This window comes from Enterobacter mori, assembly GCF_025244905.1.
Classification (GTDB): domain Bacteria; phylum Pseudomonadota; class Gammaproteobacteria; order Enterobacterales; family Enterobacteriaceae; genus Enterobacter; species Enterobacter mori_A.
The window spans coordinates 4,264,820-4,282,158 of the sequence record NZ_CP104285.1 but is presented as its reverse complement, the minus strand read 5'-3'; the positions used below and the strand labels follow the sequence as shown (position 1 = coordinate 4,282,158).

17 protein-coding genes are annotated in these 17,339 nt (G+C 53.0%); 2 read left to right on the top strand and 15 right to left on the bottom strand.

The features are described from left to right. Positions 1–4: 4 nt before the first annotated feature. A complete protein-coding gene (locus tag N2K86_RS20200) occupies positions 5–1,144 on the bottom strand; it encodes an efflux RND transporter periplasmic adaptor subunit (protein ID WP_108416095.1) in 1,140 nt (379 codons plus the stop codon). A gap of 385 nt (positions 1,145–1,529) precedes the next feature. Here N2K86_RS20200 and envR point away from each other — a divergent pair, with 385 nt between their 5' ends. Beyond that, positions 1,530–2,222, top strand: a complete 693-nt coding sequence (envR, locus tag N2K86_RS20195) for an acrEF/envCD operon transcriptional regulator (protein WP_260659756.1) — start codon at positions 1,530–1,532, stop codon at positions 2,220–2,222. Here envR and N2K86_RS20190 read toward each other — a convergent pair. The 14 genes from N2K86_RS20190 to acuI all read right to left on the bottom strand — a co-directional run bounded on the left by N2K86_RS20190 (position 2,165) and on the right by acuI (position 15,091). After that, positions 2,165–4,246 (bottom strand): putative bifunctional diguanylate cyclase/phosphodiesterase, encoded by a 2,082-nt coding sequence (locus N2K86_RS20190; RefSeq protein WP_260659755.1) that lies wholly within the window; start codon positions 4,244–4,246, stop codon positions 2,165–2,167. The genes envR and N2K86_RS20190 overlap by 58 nt on opposite strands. Before the next feature lie 139 nt (positions 4,247–4,385). After that, the gene (locus tag N2K86_RS20185; RefSeq protein ID WP_003860373.1) at positions 4,386–4,550 is read right to left on the bottom strand and encodes a DUF2556 family protein; all 165 of its coding nucleotides are present in this window, start codon (positions 4,548–4,550) and stop codon (positions 4,386–4,388) included. Between the two features lie 178 nt (positions 4,551–4,728). Then, entirely contained in the window at positions 4,729–5,025 is a 297-nt protein-coding gene (gene fis, locus N2K86_RS20180; RefSeq protein WP_000462905.1) for a DNA-binding transcriptional regulator Fis, read from the bottom strand. A gap of 23 nt (positions 5,026–5,048) precedes the next feature. Beyond that, positions 5,049–6,014 carry a tRNA dihydrouridine synthase DusB gene (gene dusB, locus N2K86_RS20175; RefSeq protein ID WP_010436190.1) on the bottom strand — a complete coding sequence of 322 codons (966 nt, stop codon included), beginning with the start codon at positions 6,012–6,014 and terminating at the stop codon, positions 5,049–5,051. Between the two features lie 330 nt (positions 6,015–6,344). After that, positions 6,345–7,085, bottom strand: coding sequence for a carbonic anhydrase (locus N2K86_RS20170; protein WP_260659754.1), 741 nt, complete (start codon positions 7,083–7,085; stop codon positions 6,345–6,347). A gap of 137 nt (positions 7,086–7,222) precedes the next feature. Beyond that, positions 7,223–8,104 carry a 50S ribosomal protein L11 methyltransferase gene (gene prmA, locus N2K86_RS20165; RefSeq protein ID WP_260659753.1) on the bottom strand — a complete coding sequence of 294 codons (882 nt, stop codon included), beginning with the start codon at positions 8,102–8,104 and terminating at the stop codon, positions 7,223–7,225. Between the two features lie 11 nt (positions 8,105–8,115). Continuing rightward, entirely contained in the window at positions 8,116–9,567 is a 1,452-nt protein-coding gene (panF, locus tag N2K86_RS20160; RefSeq protein ID WP_260661736.1) for a sodium/pantothenate symporter, read from the bottom strand. Beyond that, positions 9,557–9,799 (bottom strand): YhdT family protein, encoded by a 243-nt coding sequence (locus N2K86_RS20155; RefSeq protein ID WP_006178860.1) that lies wholly within the window; start codon positions 9,797–9,799, stop codon positions 9,557–9,559. Before N2K86_RS20155 ends, panF begins: the two co-directional genes overlap by 11 nt. Positions 9,800–9,907: 108 nt before the next feature. Continuing rightward, a complete protein-coding gene (gene accC, locus N2K86_RS20150) occupies positions 9,908–11,257 on the bottom strand; it encodes an acetyl-CoA carboxylase biotin carboxylase subunit (protein ID WP_010436177.1) in 1,350 nt (449 codons plus the stop codon). Between the two features lie 10 nt (positions 11,258–11,267). After that, the gene (gene accB / locus N2K86_RS20145; RefSeq protein ID WP_010436174.1) at positions 11,268–11,729 is read right to left on the bottom strand and encodes an acetyl-CoA carboxylase biotin carboxyl carrier protein; all 462 of its coding nucleotides are present in this window, start codon (positions 11,727–11,729) and stop codon (positions 11,268–11,270) included. A gap of 21 nt (positions 11,730–11,750) precedes the next feature. Beyond that, a complete protein-coding gene (gene aroQ, locus N2K86_RS20140; protein WP_260659752.1) occupies positions 11,751–12,203 on the bottom strand; it encodes a type II 3-dehydroquinate dehydratase in 453 nt (150 codons plus the stop codon). A 234-nt stretch (positions 12,204–12,437) separates the two neighbouring features. Next, positions 12,438–13,037, bottom strand: a complete 600-nt coding sequence (msrQ, locus tag N2K86_RS20135; RefSeq protein WP_260659751.1) for a protein-methionine-sulfoxide reductase heme-binding subunit MsrQ — start codon at positions 13,035–13,037, stop codon at positions 12,438–12,440. Continuing rightward, complete coding sequence (msrP, locus tag N2K86_RS20130; protein ID WP_260659750.1) at positions 13,038–14,039, bottom strand: protein-methionine-sulfoxide reductase catalytic subunit MsrP; 1,002 nt, start codon at positions 14,037–14,039, stop codon at positions 13,038–13,040. A 77-nt stretch (positions 14,040–14,116) separates the two neighbouring features. Next, positions 14,117–15,091 (bottom strand): acrylyl-CoA reductase (NADPH), encoded by a 975-nt coding sequence (gene acuI, locus N2K86_RS20125; protein ID WP_260659749.1) that lies wholly within the window; start codon positions 15,089–15,091, stop codon positions 14,117–14,119. Between the two features lie 185 nt (positions 15,092–15,276). On the opposite strand from acuI, the gene csrD reads away from it, so the two are divergent. Beyond that, positions 15,277–17,217: an RNase E specificity factor CsrD gene (csrD, locus tag N2K86_RS20120; RefSeq protein WP_260659748.1), complete on the top strand. Its 1,941-nt coding sequence runs from the start codon at positions 15,277–15,279 to the stop codon at positions 17,215–17,217. Positions 17,218–17,339: the final 122 nt, after the last annotated feature.

The following is a 17,339-nucleotide window of genomic DNA, read 5'->3' as shown; positions in this document are numbered from 1 at the left end:
GTCCTTAACTGGCTGGCGTTGCAGCGGTGTCAGGTGTCGCTACGACGGTGACGCCAGGACGGACTTTTTGCAGGCCGCTAACAATCACACGGTCGCCATTTTTCAGCCCTTCCGTCACCAGCCAACGGTCGCCAATCGCCTGAGGTGCAACGACGGTACGCGACTCAACCTGGTTTTTATCGTTAACCACCATCACCGTTGCGTCACCGCGCGGTGTACGGGTCACGCCCTGCTGCGGAACCAGAATAGCATTTGGCTGTGTGCCTTCATCAATGCGCGCGCGAACAAACATACCGGGTAGGAGTTGATGCTGAGGATTCGGGAAAATCGCGCGCAGGGTAATCGAGCCGGTGCTTTCATCGACCGTCACATCCGAGAACTGCAGCGTACCCTTCTGCGGGTATGGCTGACCGTTTTCCATCAACAGCTCAACGGTGCTGGTGGCATCCCCTTTTTCCAGGCTGGTCTGTTTCAGGCGCATAAAATCATTGCTGGACTGAGTCACATCGACGTAGATGGGATCGAGTTGCTGTACCGTTGCCAGGGCGGTTGCCTGCCCGTTAGTGACGAGCGCCCCTTCGGTGACGCTAGATTTGCCGATACGTCCGTTGATGGGTGATGTCACTTTGGTATAGGCAAGATTGATACGCGCGCTTTCAACACCGGCCTTCGCGGCAACGACGCTGGCATCGGCCTGTTGTGCCGTCGCCACTGCCTGATCGTACTCCTGCTTGCTGACGTACTGGGTGCCGACCAGCGGGACATAGCGTTTCACCGTCAGATGCGCAATATTCGCCGCCGCCTGCGCTTTCGCCAGTTCGCCTTTCGCACTGTCATAGGCCGCCTGATACGTTGCAGGATCGATTTGATAAAGGGAGTCGCCTGCCTTCACATCACTGCCTTCTGTGAAGTTACGGCGCAGAATGATGCCGCTAACCTGAGGACGAACCTCCGCAACGCGATACGCATCTGTCCTGCCAGGAAGTTCCGTTGTGACTGCCAGTGGAGCGCTTTTCACAATGTGTACACTCACCTGAGGGGCTTGTGGATGTTGTTGCTGGTTTTCCTGCCCATCGCATCCGGTGAGCAGTGCGGCGCAGACAATAAAACCGGCTAAGGGTAAGAGTCTGAAATGATTCGTCATTACTGTTCCTTTAAATACCCATTAACCGATATTTGCCGTAAATCGGTGACAGGGGCAGGGTACAAATACAAAAATGTAGCTGCATATAATAATGAGGGTATTTAATGTTTTTTAATTTATAAGTGCGAATGACGAGGGCGGAAGAGAAAAATCAGAATTAGACCGGGTGCATTAGACGATATACTTACTCATGAATAATCAAGTAAATGGGATTTAATGGTCTCATTCATATCTGTGGCGAATTTAATTACTTTCATTCATTCACCTTAATTATAAATTAAGAGGATTGACTTTTTTTGTGCAAAATTAAAACCGATTTTAGGGAATACTTTGTTACCTGATTCCAAAATTAAGTCTTCAACGTGTGAGTAACGAGTAGCTGTCTATGGCGCGTAAAAAGAAAGAAGATGCCCAGAAAACCCGGCAACTGCTGATTGAGGCAGCTATCGGTGAGTTTGCTACACGTGGCGTAGCCAACACGACGCTTACGGACATCGCAGATGCCGCAAAGGTCACGCGCGGCGCAGTCTACTGGCATTTTTCCAGTAAAGCCGAAATATTTAATGCCATTTGGGAGCAGCAGATCCCCCTGCGTGAAATTATTCGTGACAGGTTATCGCTCACCGAAAATGATGACCCGTTGTTAATGCTCCGTGAGCAATTTATCACAGCGTTGCAATATATCGCGCGTGAACCACGTCAGTGTGCGCTTTTACAAATTCTGTATCACAAATGTGAATTTAAAAATGATATGATTTCAGAGTGTGAAATTCGTAAACGTATTGGTTTTAACAATGATTATCTGCGCGCGACGCTGGAGAATTGCATTTCACGGAAAGTGATTTCACCGCAGGTCAATGTTGATTTGACGCTGATCGTTCTCCATGGCTTTTTTAGCGGGATAATTAAAAACTGGTTAATGAATAGCGACAGTTTTAATCTTTATCAGCAGGCACCAGCGCTGGTCGACAACATCCTGGGGACACTCCCTGTGATACGCGTGTCGCCGCAGGATGACGTTTATACTTCCGCGCCGGGCAACATCTCCCCATGTTCACAAAGTGCCTCAATAGTCTGAGCACTGACCGGCTTACCTAACAGATAACCCTGAAGCGTGTGACAGCCCAGCTCGGTCAAAAACGTTTGCTGTGCTTCAGTTTCTACACCCTCCGCCACCACTTTTAGATTTAGGGTTTTTGCCAGCGCCACGATGGCTGAGACAATGGTGGCATCTTCACTTTCCCCACTCAATTCCTGCACAAAAGCACGATCAATTTTCAGTTCACTGGCGGGTAGGCGCTTAAGGTAGAGCAGGCTTGAGTATCCGGTTCCGAAGTCATCAATGGAGGCTTTCACCCCGGCATTGGTCAGTTCTGTCAGTACCCGCACGCTTTCGTCAGGGTTGCTCATCGCTGTGGTTTCGGTCACTTCAAGGATCAGCATTTCCGGAGGGACGTTGTGACGGGTCAGGCAGTCGAGCACCGTTTTTACCAGTGAAGGTTGTTCAAACTGCAGCGTCGACAGGTTCACCGCCATCGACCAGTTACGGTGCCCCTGTAGGTGCCACTCACGCAACTGGCGACAGGCTTCATTGATAACCCAGTTACCGATGGGAATAATCAGCCCCGTTTTTTCTGCCAGCGGCAGGAAGAGTTCGGGCGTCAATAATCCCTGCTTCGGATGTTGCCAGCGTAGTAGTGCTTCAAAACCGAGGAGAGGGCCTGCAGGGGCATGGAATTTAGGCTGATAGAGCAAACGAAGTTCATCGCGATCGATGGACAGCCACAGGTCGTTCATCAACTGCAGATGGGTCTGCGCCAGCGTATTCATGGAGGGCTGGAAAAAATGATACCCGTTCCGGCCCATGTGTTTTGTGTGGTACATCGCCGCATCGGCATTGAACATCAGTTCGCGATCGGTTTTGCCGTCATGCGGGTAAAGCGCGATCCCAATGCTGAGGGTCACCACCAGTTCATAAGGTTCCAGGTTGAACGGGTTATCTATAGCGCGAACCAGCGAACTGGCCAGCGAGGCCGCATCATCCGGGCCTTCACTCTCCGCCAGCAGAACAAACTCATCGCCACCGATGCGGGCGAGAGTGAACTGGCCCTTCAGTGGCAGCAGCAAACGCTCCGTCACGGCGACCAGGAGTTTATCGCCAACATCATGCCCGTAGGCGTCATTGATGGTTTTAAACCCGTCGAGATCCATGAACATAAGCGCGAAGTGCGTACCCTCGCGGTCTGCTTTACTGATAGCCTGATCGAGTCTGTCTTCCAGCAGGATACGGTTGGGTAGCCGCGTCAGGGTATCGTGCAGCGCCAGTTGTGCGAGTTCTCGGTTCGCTTCTGCAAGCGACGAGGCCAGAAGGGCAGTACGTGCCTGAAGGCGGGCATCCAGCATCGACACCAGCAGGGTGATCCCAAGAATAGAGAGCGCGACGACGCTGACCAGCACCGCCAGCCAGCTCCCGTTGATGCCTTCATGGTGAACCATTGTGGACATCGGAAACTGCGCCGCTTTCATGCCAGCATAGTGCATTCCGGCAATGGCAATTCCCATCGTGACGGCGGCACCCATGCGCATCAGCACGACCTGCGCGGCTTCGTGACGCAGGCGGAATGTCAGCCATAATGCCGCGAGTGAAGCGGCAAGCGCAATCGCGACCGAAATGGCCACCCAGACCTTGTCCCAGATAATCCCAGGCATCACTTCCAGCGCCGCCATGCCGGTGTAATGCATGGCAACAATACCGCTTCCCATCACCAACGCGCCGGGCAACAGTCGGCGCAAGCGTAATTGCTCGCAGCTTACGAGCCATAGCGCAAACACCGATGAACCCACGGCGATAATCATGGATAACACGGTCAGAGTGGCGTTGTAGCTCATGCTCATGGAGAGGTCCATCGCCAGCATGCCGATAAAATGCATGGCCCACACGCCAATGCCCATTGCAATACCGCCGCCAGCCAGCCAGACGCGGGCAGCGACGCCCTGACTCCCGGCAACACGTGCAGCCATGTTCAGCGCGGTATACGCAGCAAGGATGGCAACAACAAAGGAGAGGACTACCAGGATGTGATTGTATTGGCTGACCAGCATGGACGGTTCTACTCAAGTGTGAGGTTACGCAAGAGCGGTTGGGAAGGGCGAGACATTATCACCGTAAGGTAATGACTCAAAGGGATTTAAATCCCCGTTTTTACTGTGTGATTATCGTGTTTTTGGTGATGTTCTTAGGCTAGTCGAGCTCAGAGCAATTGACCAGTTTTAGAGGATTTACGGAATTCATATTTCGGCACTTATCGGTTTCGGTGCTCATCAGTTCAATCCACTGCATCAGCAGCGCATCGAAAATGAAAACAGAGACAGCAAAAACAACCAGCCACCAGTATTTACGAATCATTGTGCTATTCCGCAGGAAAGAACCAGTAAGGTGCTGGAAATATACACGAAAAGTCGCGCTTTAAAAGCGGGAGACGTGAAGGTTTACAAAGCGTTGACGGTTGCCATTGCGGGCAATAAAAAAGGCGCTTCCCCATGCCGAAGAGCGCCTTTTTAAACAAGCAGTTAACTGATTAGTATCAGTTCATGCCGTATTTTTTCAGTTTCTTACGCAGAGTACCACGGTTGATACCCATCATCAGCGCAGCGCGGGTCTGGTTACCGCGGGTGTATTGCATCACCATGTCCAACAGTGGCTGTTCAACTTCAGCCAGTACCAGCTCATACAGGTCATTAACATCCTGACCGTTCAGTTGAGCAAAATAGTTCTTCAGTGCCTGTTTAACCGAGTCACGCAGGGGCTTTTGAGTTACCTGGTCCTGGGAGTTAACGGTAGATACGGTCAGTACGTCAGAATTTACGCGTTGTTCGAACATAGTTCTGTCAGCTCTTTATTTCATTACGCAAGATTTTCGAAGTATGCCTCCAACGCCTCCAGCTGTACGCTGGCATCCTCTATGGCGTTGAATGTGCGCCGAAACTGGTCATTTGGAGCGTGCTCCTGGAGATACCAGGAGACGTGTTTACGCGCAATTCGGTACCCTTTTGCCTGACCGTAATGGTCATGCAATTCCCGAACATGCGAACAAAGCAAGCGCTTGACCTCTGCCAGTGGCAGCGGAGCAAGCAGCTCCCCAGTGTCCAGATAATGCTGGATTTCCCGAAAGATCCAGGGTCTTCCCTGAGCGGCACGTCCTATCATCAGAGCATCAGCTCCCGTATAGTCGAGCACAGCTCTGGCTTTAAGCGGGTCAGTAATGTCGCCATTCGCGATAATCGGAATGGAAACTTTCTGCTTAACTGCCCGAATGCTGTCGTATTCAGCTTCACCGTTGAACAAACAGGCGCGAGTGCGTCCATGAATGGTCAGGGCCTGAATGCCACAGTCTTCGGCCAGTTGGGCAATCTCTACACAGTTACGGTGTTCCGGCGACCAACCCGTGCGAATCTTTAACGTAACAGGAACGTCCACTGCGCTGACAACCGCCGTCAGGATTGACTTCACCTGGTCGGGGTATTGCAGAAGGGCTGAACCTGCAAGCTTGCGATTCACTTTCTTGGCCGGGCAACCCATATTGATATCAATAATTTGGGCACCACTTTCCACGTTGATACGCGCGGCGTCTGCCATCTCTTCAGGCACGCTTCCGGCAATTTGCACGGTGCGAATACCTGGCTCATCCACATGCACCATCCGAAGACGGGACTTATCGCTTTCCCACACCTGCGGGTTAGACGACATCATCTCGGAAACGGTTAGACCGGCTCCCATCTCGTAGCACAGCGTCCTGAACGGCCGGTCGGTAATACCTGCCATTGGCGCTGCGATCAGGCGATTTCTGAGCTGGTGGTGTCCGATGCGCATGAGTTAAGAAATGACCATACTGTGACTGCAAGGCGGCGTATATTACGCATTTTTTGCACGAGATGAAAGGCCAAACTTTGAACAATCCACTGCTGTAGATCAAGGAATCGCCGCTCAGCCTGACTGGTGAAAATTATTCACTATTTAAATCATTATGTTATGCGCTGATGGTTATTTTATGGGCGCTTACAATTTCCCGTAACTTCTCATCATTTCTGAATAAATGTCTCACTTGGGCGGGATAATCTGCTGTTTTTAACAGCAGATTATCCCGCTTCTTTGCGATCTACGTCGCATTTTAGAACATCATCTCAGCGCGAAAAATGCACATTATTCAACGACGACGCGGCCATGAAGTGACTGTACCGGACGGTTATTATCGTGATGCATCGTGTGGGTGAATTTACCCAACTGTTCTGCTGAGACGGTCAGCGGATGTTTGAGCACAATCCAGATGACGCCCTCGGAGCACGGTGGGGTGGTGAGTGACCCGCTAAAGCGCCAGTATGTTTTATCTTTTGGCAGCAGCTGGTTCATGTCGAGGTTTGGCTTGATGCTGACGTTCTGGTCAACCTGGCCCGGCATCACGCCCCAAAGTTTATTCAGCTCAGCGTTAGCGGCACCTTGATTAAACATCACGGCAACCACCACCAGCTCACCCTTTTCGTTCTTATGTACCAGATGCATTTCCATTGCGAACGACTTACCGTGCACCGTGTTTTCACTCGGCGCGTGGAAGTGGAACTGCTGTAAGGTCCAGGTTTGATTATCGAGGGTGATGCTGTCGCGAGTATCCGCCTTTTCAACGGCCTGAATAGTATGCCCGTTGTTTGTCAGCGTAACGGGCCCGTCAGTATAGTGTGTTTCCAGCGCTGAGAGGTGCGCTTTCTCGGTGGAATCAATGTTAATGGGAGACTGGTTCATCCCGCTTTTGCAGGTCTTGTACGCCTCATCCAGCTCGCCCCAGTGCTCCGGTGCGCCTTCTCCTTGATAACTCCAGTGTGATGCAATAGCGGAAGCCGAGACCATGCTCAGCGCCAGCAGCGCTGCCTTGCCATAAACGTGTTTCATTATATTCTTCCTGTGAATTTTATTATTCAAATCAAAACTAACACACATGATTTGTAGGGTTATTTTAGCGGAGACAGGTGAAAGGCGGGAGAAATATCAAAGGGAAAAAGGCGTGGTCAGAGGACCACGCCAAAAGCTTATTTTTTACGACCGGTAATGCGGCACCACTCTTCTTTCTCAACCACCGGGTCGAGCGCGAAGAGATCGGCATAGGCTTCACAGACGCTGTCAGCCTGGCTTGCCAGAATACCAGAAAGCCCCAGTAGACCGCCCTCAACGGGCAGCACGCTGATTAACGGTGCCAGTTCACGTAATGGGCCTGCCAGGATGTTTGCCACTACCACGTCGGCTTTCATGGCCTCAGGCTGAGCATCCGGCAGATACAGCTCCAGACGATCGGAGACGCCGTTACGCTCGGCATTGTCGCGGCTGGCCTGAATCGCCTGCGGATCGATATCGATCCCGATGGCTTTTGCCGCACCCAGTTTCAGGGCGGCAATCGCGAGGATCCCGGAACCACAGCCGAAGTCGATCACCGTCTTACCGTCCAGATCCAGACCATCCAGCCACTGCAGGCACAGGGATGTGGTTGGGTGAGTGCCGGTACCAAACGCCAGGCCTGGGTCGAGCATGACGTTGACCGCATTTTCATCGGGAACCTCGCGCCAGCTTGGGCAGATCCACAGACGTTTGCCGAACTGCATCGGGTGGAAGTTATCCATCCATTCGCGCTCCCAGTCTTTGTCTTCAAGCTGTTCGATTTTGTGCACAAAGCCCGCGCCCAGCAGTGGATGATGCTCCAGAATCGCGACAACCTCTTTCATATCGGTTTCGGCATCAAACAAGCCAATAACGTCGGTATCACCCCACAGGCGGGTTTCGCCCGGCAGCGGCTCAAAGACCGGCGTGTCATGCGTGTCCTGGAAGGTGATAGAGACCGAGCCGGCCTCCATCAGCGCATCGCTCAGTTCCTCGGCGTTAGCGCCGGTTGTGTTCAGTTTTAGTTGGATCCACGGCATGGCAAAACTCTTTATTTATCAGTAGAAATCATAGCGGGTTGTGGGACGGGCTGACCGAAACGGTTTCCCACCACAAACGACAGTAAACTTAGCAGTAACGAAGGCACAATCGGATGGAAGCCCAGGTACTGAATTTTAAATGTTGCGAGCACGGCATACAGCACACCGCCGACGATCATGGCGCTCAGCGCGCCCGCAGCGTTTGCGCGTTCCCAGTAGAGCCCTAGCACCAGCGGCCACAGGAATACCGCTTCAAGGCCACCAAATGCCAGCAGGTTCAGCCAGATGATCATCTCCGGTGGGCGCCAGGCGGCTAACAGCAGCAATGCGCCTAACACCAGCGTAATAACGGCCGACATACGCTTCAGGCGTCGTTCATTTTCAACCTGCTCAGGGCGCAGGTTCAGATAAAGATCTTTAATGATCGTAGCGGAACTTTGCAGTAACTGAGCGTTGATTGTCGACATAATGGCGGCCATCGGTGCGGCAAGGAAAATCCCGGCAGCGAACGGTGGAAGCACTTTAACCATCAGCGTTGGGATCACCAGATCCGGCACGCTGAGATCGGGGATCACCGCGCGCCCTAATGCGCCCGCCAGATGCATACCAAACATCAGGATCGCGACAACGATAGTACCGATAATGATACCCCGGTGGACGGCTTTGCTGTCTTTATAAGAGATGCAGCGCACAGCTGTATGCGGCAGACCGATGACCCCAAAGCACACTAATACCCAGAACGAGGTCATAAATGTTGGAGAAAGGATGTCATCCGCACCCTGCGGCGAAATCAGTTTTGGGTCGATCGCCTCAAGCGTTTCAACCGCATGGCTCAGGCCGCCCGCGGCGTGGACGATGCCGACCAGCAGGACAATAGTACCGATGAGCATAACCATGCCCTGCATGGTATCGTTCAGCACGCTGGCGCGGAATCCGCCAAACGCGGTATACAGCGCAATGCTTACCCCGAAGATGAGCAAGCCTGTCTCGTAGGGGATCCCGGCAGCCGTTTCCAGCAGACGTGCCCCACCGATAAACTGTACCGTCATCGCGCCAATAAAGGCCACCAGCAGGCTTAAGCTGGCCAGCCACACCAGTAAACGGCTCTGGTAGCGGGCAAACAGCATATCGTTGAGCGTCACGGCATTGTAACGGCGCGCCAGAATGGCAAATTTTTTGCCCAGTATGCCGAGCGAGAGCCAGACGGCAGGAAGCTGGATCATTGCCAGCAGCACCCAGCCTAACCCGTATTTATAGGCGGCACCGGGTCCACCGATAAATGAACTGGCGCTGATGTAGGTCGCGGTCAGCGTCATGGCCAGCACGACGCCGCCCATCGAGCGGCTACCGAGGAAATACTCGTTCAGGAAGCTACCTGTCGTGCGTTTCCGCATGGCGTAAACGGACAAACCAAATACCACTAACAAGTAAGCGATAAGCGGCAGAATGACTTCAAGCTGCATCATCGTCCTCCAGCGGGATATCACGATAAATGAATTTCACCATTGCCCAGCACAGCAGGATAAAGACCAACGGTACCAGCAGGCAGGCCATTTCAAACCAGTGCGGCAGGCCGGTGATGCCAATAGCGGAGTCAGGTAAGTAAGCAGTTACTAACCATGCGGCAAGATAGAGAAGGGTCAGCCACAGCGCCCAGCGCGCTTCTTTATGGGCCTGAACAAAACGCTTGTCCATTTTATGTCCCTTGTGGATGAAGAAAGCGGGGATTGTACATGATGGGGCCTGGCGATCCCCAGAAATAAAAAAGGCCGGATAATCCGGCCTTTTCGCGTTGTTGCAGTCTTACTTCTCGTGCAGACCGAGTTTCTTCTCAAGATAGTGGATGTTAGTCCCACCATTCTGGAAGTGCTCGTCGCTCATGATGCGCATCTGCAGATCGACGTTGGTTTTAATGCCGTCGATGATCAGCTCCTGCAGGGCGTTCTTCATGCGGGCAATCGCCACGTCACGGTTTTCGCCGTAGCAGATCAGCTTACCGATCATTGAGTCATAGTACGGCGGTACGGTGTAACCGGCGTAGATATGAGACTCCCAGCGCACACCAAAGCCACCCGGCGCGTGGAAACGCGTGATTTTACCCGGGCTTGGCAGGAAGGTGTTCGGGTCTTCGGCGTTAATACGGCATTCTACCGCATGGCCTTTCACCACAACTTCTTCCTGCTTGATGGACAGCGGCTGGCCTGCAGCGATACGCAGCTGTTCTTTGATCAGGTCAACGCCGGTGATCATTTCTGTCACAGGGTGTTCAACCTGAATACGGGTGTTCATTTCAATGAAATAGAACTCGCCGTTTTCGAACAGGAACTCAAAGGTACCTGCACCGCGATAGCCGATATCGACACACGCTTTGGAGCAACGCTCGCCGATGTAGCGACGCAGTTCCGGGGTAATGCCCGGTGCTGGCGCTTCTTCGACCACTTTCTGGTGACGACGCTGCATGGAGCAGTCGCGTTCAGCCAGATAGATGGCGTTACCCTGACCGTCAGCCAGCACCTGAATTTCGATGTGGCGTGGGTTTTCCAGGTATTTTTCCATGTACACCATGTCATTGCTGAAAGCGGCTTTCGCTTCTGCTTTGGTCATGGAGATGGACTGCGCCAGTTCAGCATCGCTGCGCACAACGCGCATACCGCGACCGCCGCCGCCGCCGGACGCCTTGATGATAACCGGGTAGCCAATGCGTTTAGCATGAGCACGGTTAGCATCCATGTCGTCGGTCAGAGGGCCGTCAGAGCCTGGTACGGTTGGAACACCGGCTTTTTTCATCGCAGTAATTGCAGACACTTTGTCGCCCATCAGGCGAATGGTGTCGGCTTTCGGGCCGATGAAGATAAAGCCAGAGCGTTCAACCTGCTCAGCAAAGTTGGCGTTCTCAGAGAGGAAGCCGTAACCCGGATGAATTGCCACCGCGCCGGTGATTTCAGCGGCGCTGATGATAGCCGGGATGTTCAGATAGCTTTTTACGGACGGAGCCGGGCCAATACAGACCGTCTCATCCGCCAGCAATACGTGTTTTAAATCGCGATCCGCGCTTGAGTGCACGGCCACGGTCTTGATGCCCAGTTCTTTACAGGCACGAAGAATACGCAGTGCAATCTCGCCACGGTTGGCGATAACAATTTTATCCAGCATGTTCGCCTCGTTACTCGATGACGACCAGCGGCTCGTCAAATTCTACCGGCTGACCACTTTCGACCAGAATCGCTTTCACAGTACCTGACTTGTCAGCTTCGATCTGGTTCATCATTTTCATCGCTTCAACGATGCACAGGGTATCGCCTACGTTGACTTTCTGACCCACTTCGATGAACGCCTTCGCGTCCGGGCTCGGGGTGCGGTAGAAAGTACCAACCATTGGGGAACGTACGATGTGACCACTGATTTCTGCAGCTGCTGCAGGTGCGGCTTCTGCGGCTGGCGCAACGGCTGCCGAAAGCGCAGGCTGCTGCACTGGCGCAGCATAAGCTTGCTGCATTACCGGGAAGCTAGCGGCTGGGGCTGCACGGCTGATGCGTACAGACTCTTCGCCTTCAGAAATTTCCAGTTCGGAGATGCCTGATTCTTCAACCAGCTCGATCAGTTTTTTAATCTTACGAATATCCATGAGTGGGTTCCGTACTCTTGTTTAGTTTGATTGTGACAAGCGTTTTACCGCTGTCTGTAAAGCGTATGAATAACCGTCTGCACCCAGACCACAGATCACGCCAGCGGCGATATCTGACAGATAGGAATGGTGGCGGAACGGCTCTCGGGCGTGCACGTTACTCAGATGGATCTCGATAAACGGGATACTCACCGCGAGCAGTGCGTCGCGAATAGCTACACTGGTGTGCGTAAACGCGGCCGGATTGATCAGGATATAGTCCACATTGTCTTTAGCCTGATGAATACGGTCGATGATTGCGTACTCCGCGTTTGACTGAAAATGGTCCAAATCCACATTCAACGAAGCTGCTTCCGTGCTCAGACGGTTAACAATTTCGCTCAATGTCAGCGTGCCATATTTCTCTGGCTCACGGGTGCCGAGCATGTTCAGGTTCGGTCCGTTCAAAACTAAGATCTGGAATTTATCAGCCATTGTGCCGCTATCTCCTGCGATTTTCGGGTAAAAAACAAAATATACCTTCAAAGCGCAAATGTCACCCTTTCAGAGGCCTAAAACCCCCGTCCGGAAAACCGAAGTCGCACATTATAACGATTTCGTAGCATTTGGCAGCTAAATACTGGTCTTATCAGGGAAGATTATCAACCGCTATCGGAAAAAGATTCACGGTTGATAAGTAATCTGCGGGAAAACGCACAGTTTCGTGAACTATCGCCACCACTGGCGGAACTTCTTATAACGCCACGCTAAAAGCGCGAGTGCGAGCAGGGCATAGATGACCGGCTGCGGCGATAAAATCTTCACTGACCACAGGTAGTGAATGGGGGCGAGGATCGCGACAAGATAGACGAAGTTGTGCAAGAGTTGCCAGCGCCTGCCCAGTTTTCGCTGGGCATATTGCGTGGAGGTCAGCGCTAATGCCAGCAACACCAGCCAGCTTACAATGCCCAGCGTCAGATACGGACGGGTAACCAGTTCGCGGCCTAACAGTGCCAGATTATTAATGCCCAACTCCAGAAGCGCGTAGCTGGTGAGGTGCAGCGTCGCCCAGGCAAAACACCATAACCCCAGCAGCCGACGGGTGCGTATCAAAAGTGGTTGTTTAGCGTAGCGCGCCAGCGGCGATATCAGCAAGGTTGCCAGCAAAAATTTCAGAGCCATCCTACCGGTAAAATGTTGAATATCTTTCGCGGGATCGGCGCTGAATGCGCCGTGACTGACCGCCCAGAATAGCCAGATAAAAGGAAGCAAACCGGCCAGATGCAATAACACTTTGAGCCAGGCTATATGCTTAACGGTTAAACGCACTCAGAAGTTCTCCCGTAAATTCAGCCCACGATAGAGCGATGCCACTTCATCCGCATAGCCATTAAACAGCAGTGTAGGCTGGCGTTTCACATCCAGTGCACCGCCGGAGCCGATAAACCGCTCGGTAGCCTGTGACCAGCGCGGATGGTCAACGTGTGGGTTCACGTTAGCAAAAAAACCGTATTCACCGGGTGCCGCCAGGTTCCAGGTGGTTGGAGGTCGCTCGCGGGTAAGCTTAATGCTGACGATCGATTTGATCCCTTTAAAGCCATATTTCCAGGGGACGGTTAAACGAATAGGCGCACCGTTTTGCGGCGGAAGCGCTTTGCCATACACCCCCACGGTCAGCAGCGTGAGGGGATGCATCGCTTCGTCGAGGCGTAACCCTTCGACATAAGGATACTCAAGCCCGCCGCCGATGAACCGATCCTTCTGGCCCGGCATCTCGTCCGGGGCGTAGCGCGTCTGGAAGGAGACGTATTTTGCATTGCTGGTGGGTTCCACCATTGCCAGCAGCTTATGCAGCGGGAAGCCGACCCAGGGTACGACCATCGACCAGGCTTCTACACAGCGCATCCGGTAGATGCGTTCTTCGAGCGGGAAACGGGTGGTGAGATCGTGGTGGTCCAGCGTCAGCGGCTTTGCCACTTCACCGTCAATCTTCAGCGTCCAGGGATCGGTTTTCATGCTGCCCGCGTTCGCGGCGGGATCGGCTTTATCCAGACCAAATTCGTAGAAGTTGTTATAGCCGGTAACTTTATCTTCCGGCGTGAGCGTCAGTTTGTTTTGCCATTCGGCCGGTTTCGTAAAGGTGAGCGGGGCACCGGAAGGGGCTTTCGGACGATCGTTGCCTTTAAACCAGTCGAGCAGATCGGCATGAGCCGCAGGAGTAAGGGTCAGCGCAGTGGCGCTGATGCCAAGCATTTTCAGGATCTGGCGGCGCTGTAACATAAAGACAGATTCTGACGTTACGTCGGCTTCCGTCAGTTTTCGGTTTTTCATGGCATCCTCCGTCATGCGTTTTTCTAAGCATGACGGAGGAGAAGCGTTATCGCGAATATGTCACGAAAAATTGAAGATTAGGCAATTTTCACCAGCGCACGACCGTGGAACTGGTTGTCCATGATTTTACTGGCATATTCAGGTGCCTGGCTGAGCGTAATCTCGGTGGCGCTCTGGGTATAGAATGAATCCGGCAGGTCGCGCACCAGACGTTCCCAGGCTTCTGCACGGCGGGCAGGCGGAGTCATCACGGAATCCACACCCTGCAGGCGAACGTTACGCAGAATGAATGGCATCACGGTGGTTGGCAGGGCAAAACCGCCCGCCAGGCCACAGGCCGCCACGCAGCCGCCGTAGTTCATCTGCGCCAGCACTTTCGCCAGGACTTTGTCACCGACGGTATCCACTGCTCCCGCCCAGATCTGTTTTTCCAGCGGGCGAGTTTCGGCAAACTCTTCGCGGCCCAGAATTCGGCTGGCGCCGAGCTGGCGCAGATAGTCATGGGTGCTTTGGCGGCCAGACACCGCTGCAACCTGATACCCCAACTTGTGCAGCAGCGTCACCGCCGTGCTACCCACGCCACCGCTGGCACCGGTCACGACAATCTCACCGGACTCTGGACGAATACCGGCATCTTCAAGCGCCATCACGCACAGCATGGCGGTAAACCCTGCGGTACCGATGATCATCGCTTTGCGACCATCCAGCCCTTTTGGCAGCGGTACCAGCCAGTCACCTTTCACGCGGGCTTGTGAGGCCAGCCCGCCCCAGTGATTTTCTCCCACGCCCCAGCCCGTGAGCAGTACTTGCTGACCAGCATGGAAGCGAGGATCTTCGCTGGTATGCACTCGGCCCGCAAAATCGATCCCTGGCACCATCGGGAAATTTCGGATGATTTTACCCTTACCGGTAATTGCCAGTGCATCTTTGTAATTTAAACTGGACCAGTCGATATCGACGGTTACTTCGCCTTCGGGCAGTCGGCTCTCTTCAATGGCTTGCACCGAGGCAAGCGTTTTGCCGTCCTGCTGTTCTAAGATCAAAGCCTGCATACAGGGTCCCCATTACGATTAAGATGATTGGAAAATAACGTCTGAAGACTATACTCGCTCAGTGCAACGCTATGCCGATTTAACGCAATAAATTGCCAGATACACCAGGTTTGGTAGTATGCCGCATCTCAAATGCAAGTTAGCGCTTACTCGCTACCCCATCAACCCACGGAGTAATCTCAAGGATGCGATTAACGACGAAGTTCTCGGCTTTTATCACCCTGCTAACGGGGTTAACGATTTTTGTCACCCTGATTGGCTGCTCCTTAAGTTTTTATAATGCCATCCAGGACAAGCTGGTTAATCGGGTAGAGTCGGTTGCATCGGTTATTGATACGCGTTTGATTACGACCTCACTCCCGGCACTGTCGCCAGAGCTGGATGAGCTGATGGTGCCGGTTGATATTGTTCGGGTAGATATCGTCCAGGGAAAGCAGACAGTTTTCAGTCACAGCCGTCGGGGGAGCTACCGTCCAGCCGGCACGGTCAGTCAGTATCGGGTCGTCACGGTCGATTCGCTTAAACATCCAGGTATGACCATTCGCATGGTCTATCAGGATCCGATGGCCAACTATTTCCACTCGTTGATGACCACCGCACCTCTCACCATTGCTGTTGCTTTTATCGTGCTGCTTATTTTTCTGGCGGTTCGTTGGTTGCGCCGTCAGCTTGCCGGACAAGAATTGCTTGAAACACGCTCCATAAGGATCCTGAACGGTGAACGAGGCCCGCAGGTGCGGGGTTCGGTCTATGAATGGCCGACGCGCACCAGCAGCGCACTGGATGTGTTGCTCTCTGAAATCCAGTTCGCCAGCGACCAGCGTAGCCGCATGGACACGTTGATCCGCTCTTACGCGGCACAGGATAATAAAACCGGTCTGAATAACCGTCTCTTTTTTGATAATCAGCTGGCGACGTTGTTGGATGATTCTGAAAAGGTGGGCACCCACGGCGTGGTCATGATGGTTCGCTTACCGGATTTCGATCTGCTGCGCGACACCTGGGGACAGCGCGTGGCGGAAGAGAACCTCTTTACGCTGATCAATCTCCTGTCTACTTTTATCATGCGCTACCCGGGAGCCCTCCTGGCACGTTATCACCGGAGCGACTTTGCCGTGTTATTGCCGCACCGCACGTTAAAAGAGGCTGAAAGTATCGCCAGCCAGCTACTGAAAGCCGTCGATGCGCTGCCGCAAAGCAAAATGCTCGACAGAGACGATATGGTACATATGGGGATCTGTGCCTGGCGCGGTGGGCAATCGACTGAACAGGTGATGGAGCATGCGGAAGCCGCTACCCGCAACGCCGTATTGCAGGGCGCAAACGGATGGGCGGTTTACGACGATTCGCTGCCGGAGAAAGGACGCGGAAACGTGCGCTGGCGTACTTTGATTGAGCAAATGCTCAGTCGTGGCGGGCCACGGATCTATCAAAAACCGGCGGTCCTGAAAAATGGAAATGTGCACCACCGCGAGTTGATGTGCCGTATTTTTGACGGTTCGGAAGAGGTTATTTCTGCTGAATACCTGCCGATGGTGCTGCAATTTGGATTATCCGAAGAGTATGACCGCCAGCAGATAACCCGGGTGATTCCGTTTTTATCATTTTGGCCGGAAGAAAACCTGGCATTACAGGTTACCGTAGAGTCGTTAATACGCCCTCGTTTTCAGCGCTGGCTGCGCGATACTTTAATGCAATGCGAAAAATCGCAACGCAAACGCATTATTTTTGAACTTGCTGAGGCGGATGTAGGTCAACACATCAGCCGGTTACGTGCGGTGGTGCGTTTGATCAATGCGTTGGGTGCGCGAGTAGCGGTCACGCAGGCCGGTTTAACGCTGGTCAGTACCCATTGGATCAAGGAGCTGGATGTTGAGTTATTAAAGTTACATCCAGGTCTGGTAAGGAATATCGAAAAGCGCACGGAAAACCAACTGCTGGTACAGAGTCTGGTGGAAGCATGTAAAGGAACGCAAACACAAGTATTTGCCGCAGGCGTGCGTTCACGAAGTGAATGGCAGATGTTGACAGAGCGCGGTGTAACAGGAGGTCAGGGGGATTTTTTTGCCGCCTCTCAGCCGCTTGACACCAATGTGAAAAAATATTTGCAAAGATACTCTGTTTGACCTGCCGTTTAATTTGTTTTCACGTAGAATATCGCGCCTGTAGCTTTGAGTATGACGAGCAAAACGCCAGTGAACGACCTTTAACGGGTTACAAATGAAGATGAGGGACGCTGCTGTTTACT

Excerpts from the sequence above, each read along its gene's own strand:
- N2K86_RS20200 (WP_108416095.1), bottom strand. The coding sequence starts at position 1,144 with ATGACGAATCATTTCAGACTCTTACCCTTAGCCGGTTTTATTGTCTGC.
- envR (WP_260659756.1), top strand. The coding sequence starts at position 1,530 with ATGGCGCGTAAAAAGAAAGAAGATGCCCAGAAAACCCGGCAACTGCTG.
- N2K86_RS20190 (WP_260659755.1), bottom strand. The coding sequence starts at position 4,246 with ATGCTGGTCAGCCAATACAATCACATCCTGGTAGTCCTCTCCTTTGTT.
- N2K86_RS20185 (WP_003860373.1), bottom strand. The coding sequence starts at position 4,550 with ATGATTCGTAAATACTGGTGGCTGGTTGTTTTTGCTGTCTCTGTTTTC.
- fis (WP_000462905.1), bottom strand. The coding sequence starts at position 5,025 with ATGTTCGAACAACGCGTAAATTCTGACGTACTGACCGTATCTACCGTT.
- dusB (WP_010436190.1), bottom strand. The coding sequence starts at position 6,014 with ATGCGCATCGGACACCACCAGCTCAGAAATCGCCTGATCGCAGCGCCA.
- N2K86_RS20170 (WP_260659754.1), bottom strand. The coding sequence starts at position 7,085 with ATGAAACACGTTTATGGCAAGGCAGCGCTGCTGGCGCTGAGCATGGTC.
- prmA (WP_260659753.1), bottom strand. The coding sequence starts at position 8,104 with ATGCCGTGGATCCAACTAAAACTGAACACAACCGGCGCTAACGCCGAG.
- panF (WP_260661736.1), bottom strand. The coding sequence starts at position 9,567 with ATGCAGCTTGAAGTCATTCTGCCGCTTATCGCTTACTTGTTAGTGGTA.
- N2K86_RS20155 (WP_006178860.1), bottom strand. The coding sequence starts at position 9,799 with ATGGACAAGCGTTTTGTTCAGGCCCATAAAGAAGCGCGCTGGGCGCTG.
- accC (WP_010436177.1), bottom strand. The coding sequence starts at position 11,257 with ATGCTGGATAAAATTGTTATCGCCAACCGTGGCGAGATTGCACTGCGT.
- accB (WP_010436174.1), bottom strand. The coding sequence starts at position 11,729 with ATGGATATTCGTAAGATTAAAAAACTGATCGAGCTGGTTGAAGAATCA.
- aroQ (WP_260659752.1), bottom strand. The coding sequence starts at position 12,203 with ATGGCTGATAAATTCCAGATCTTAGTTTTGAACGGACCGAACCTGAAC.
- msrP (WP_260659750.1), bottom strand. The coding sequence starts at position 14,039 with ATGAAAAACCGAAAACTGACGGAAGCCGACGTAACGTCAGAATCTGTC.
- acuI (WP_260659749.1), bottom strand. The coding sequence starts at position 15,091 with ATGCAGGCTTTGATCTTAGAACAGCAGGACGGCAAAACGCTTGCCTCG.
- csrD (WP_260659748.1), top strand. The coding sequence starts at position 15,277 with ATGCGATTAACGACGAAGTTCTCGGCTTTTATCACCCTGCTAACGGGG.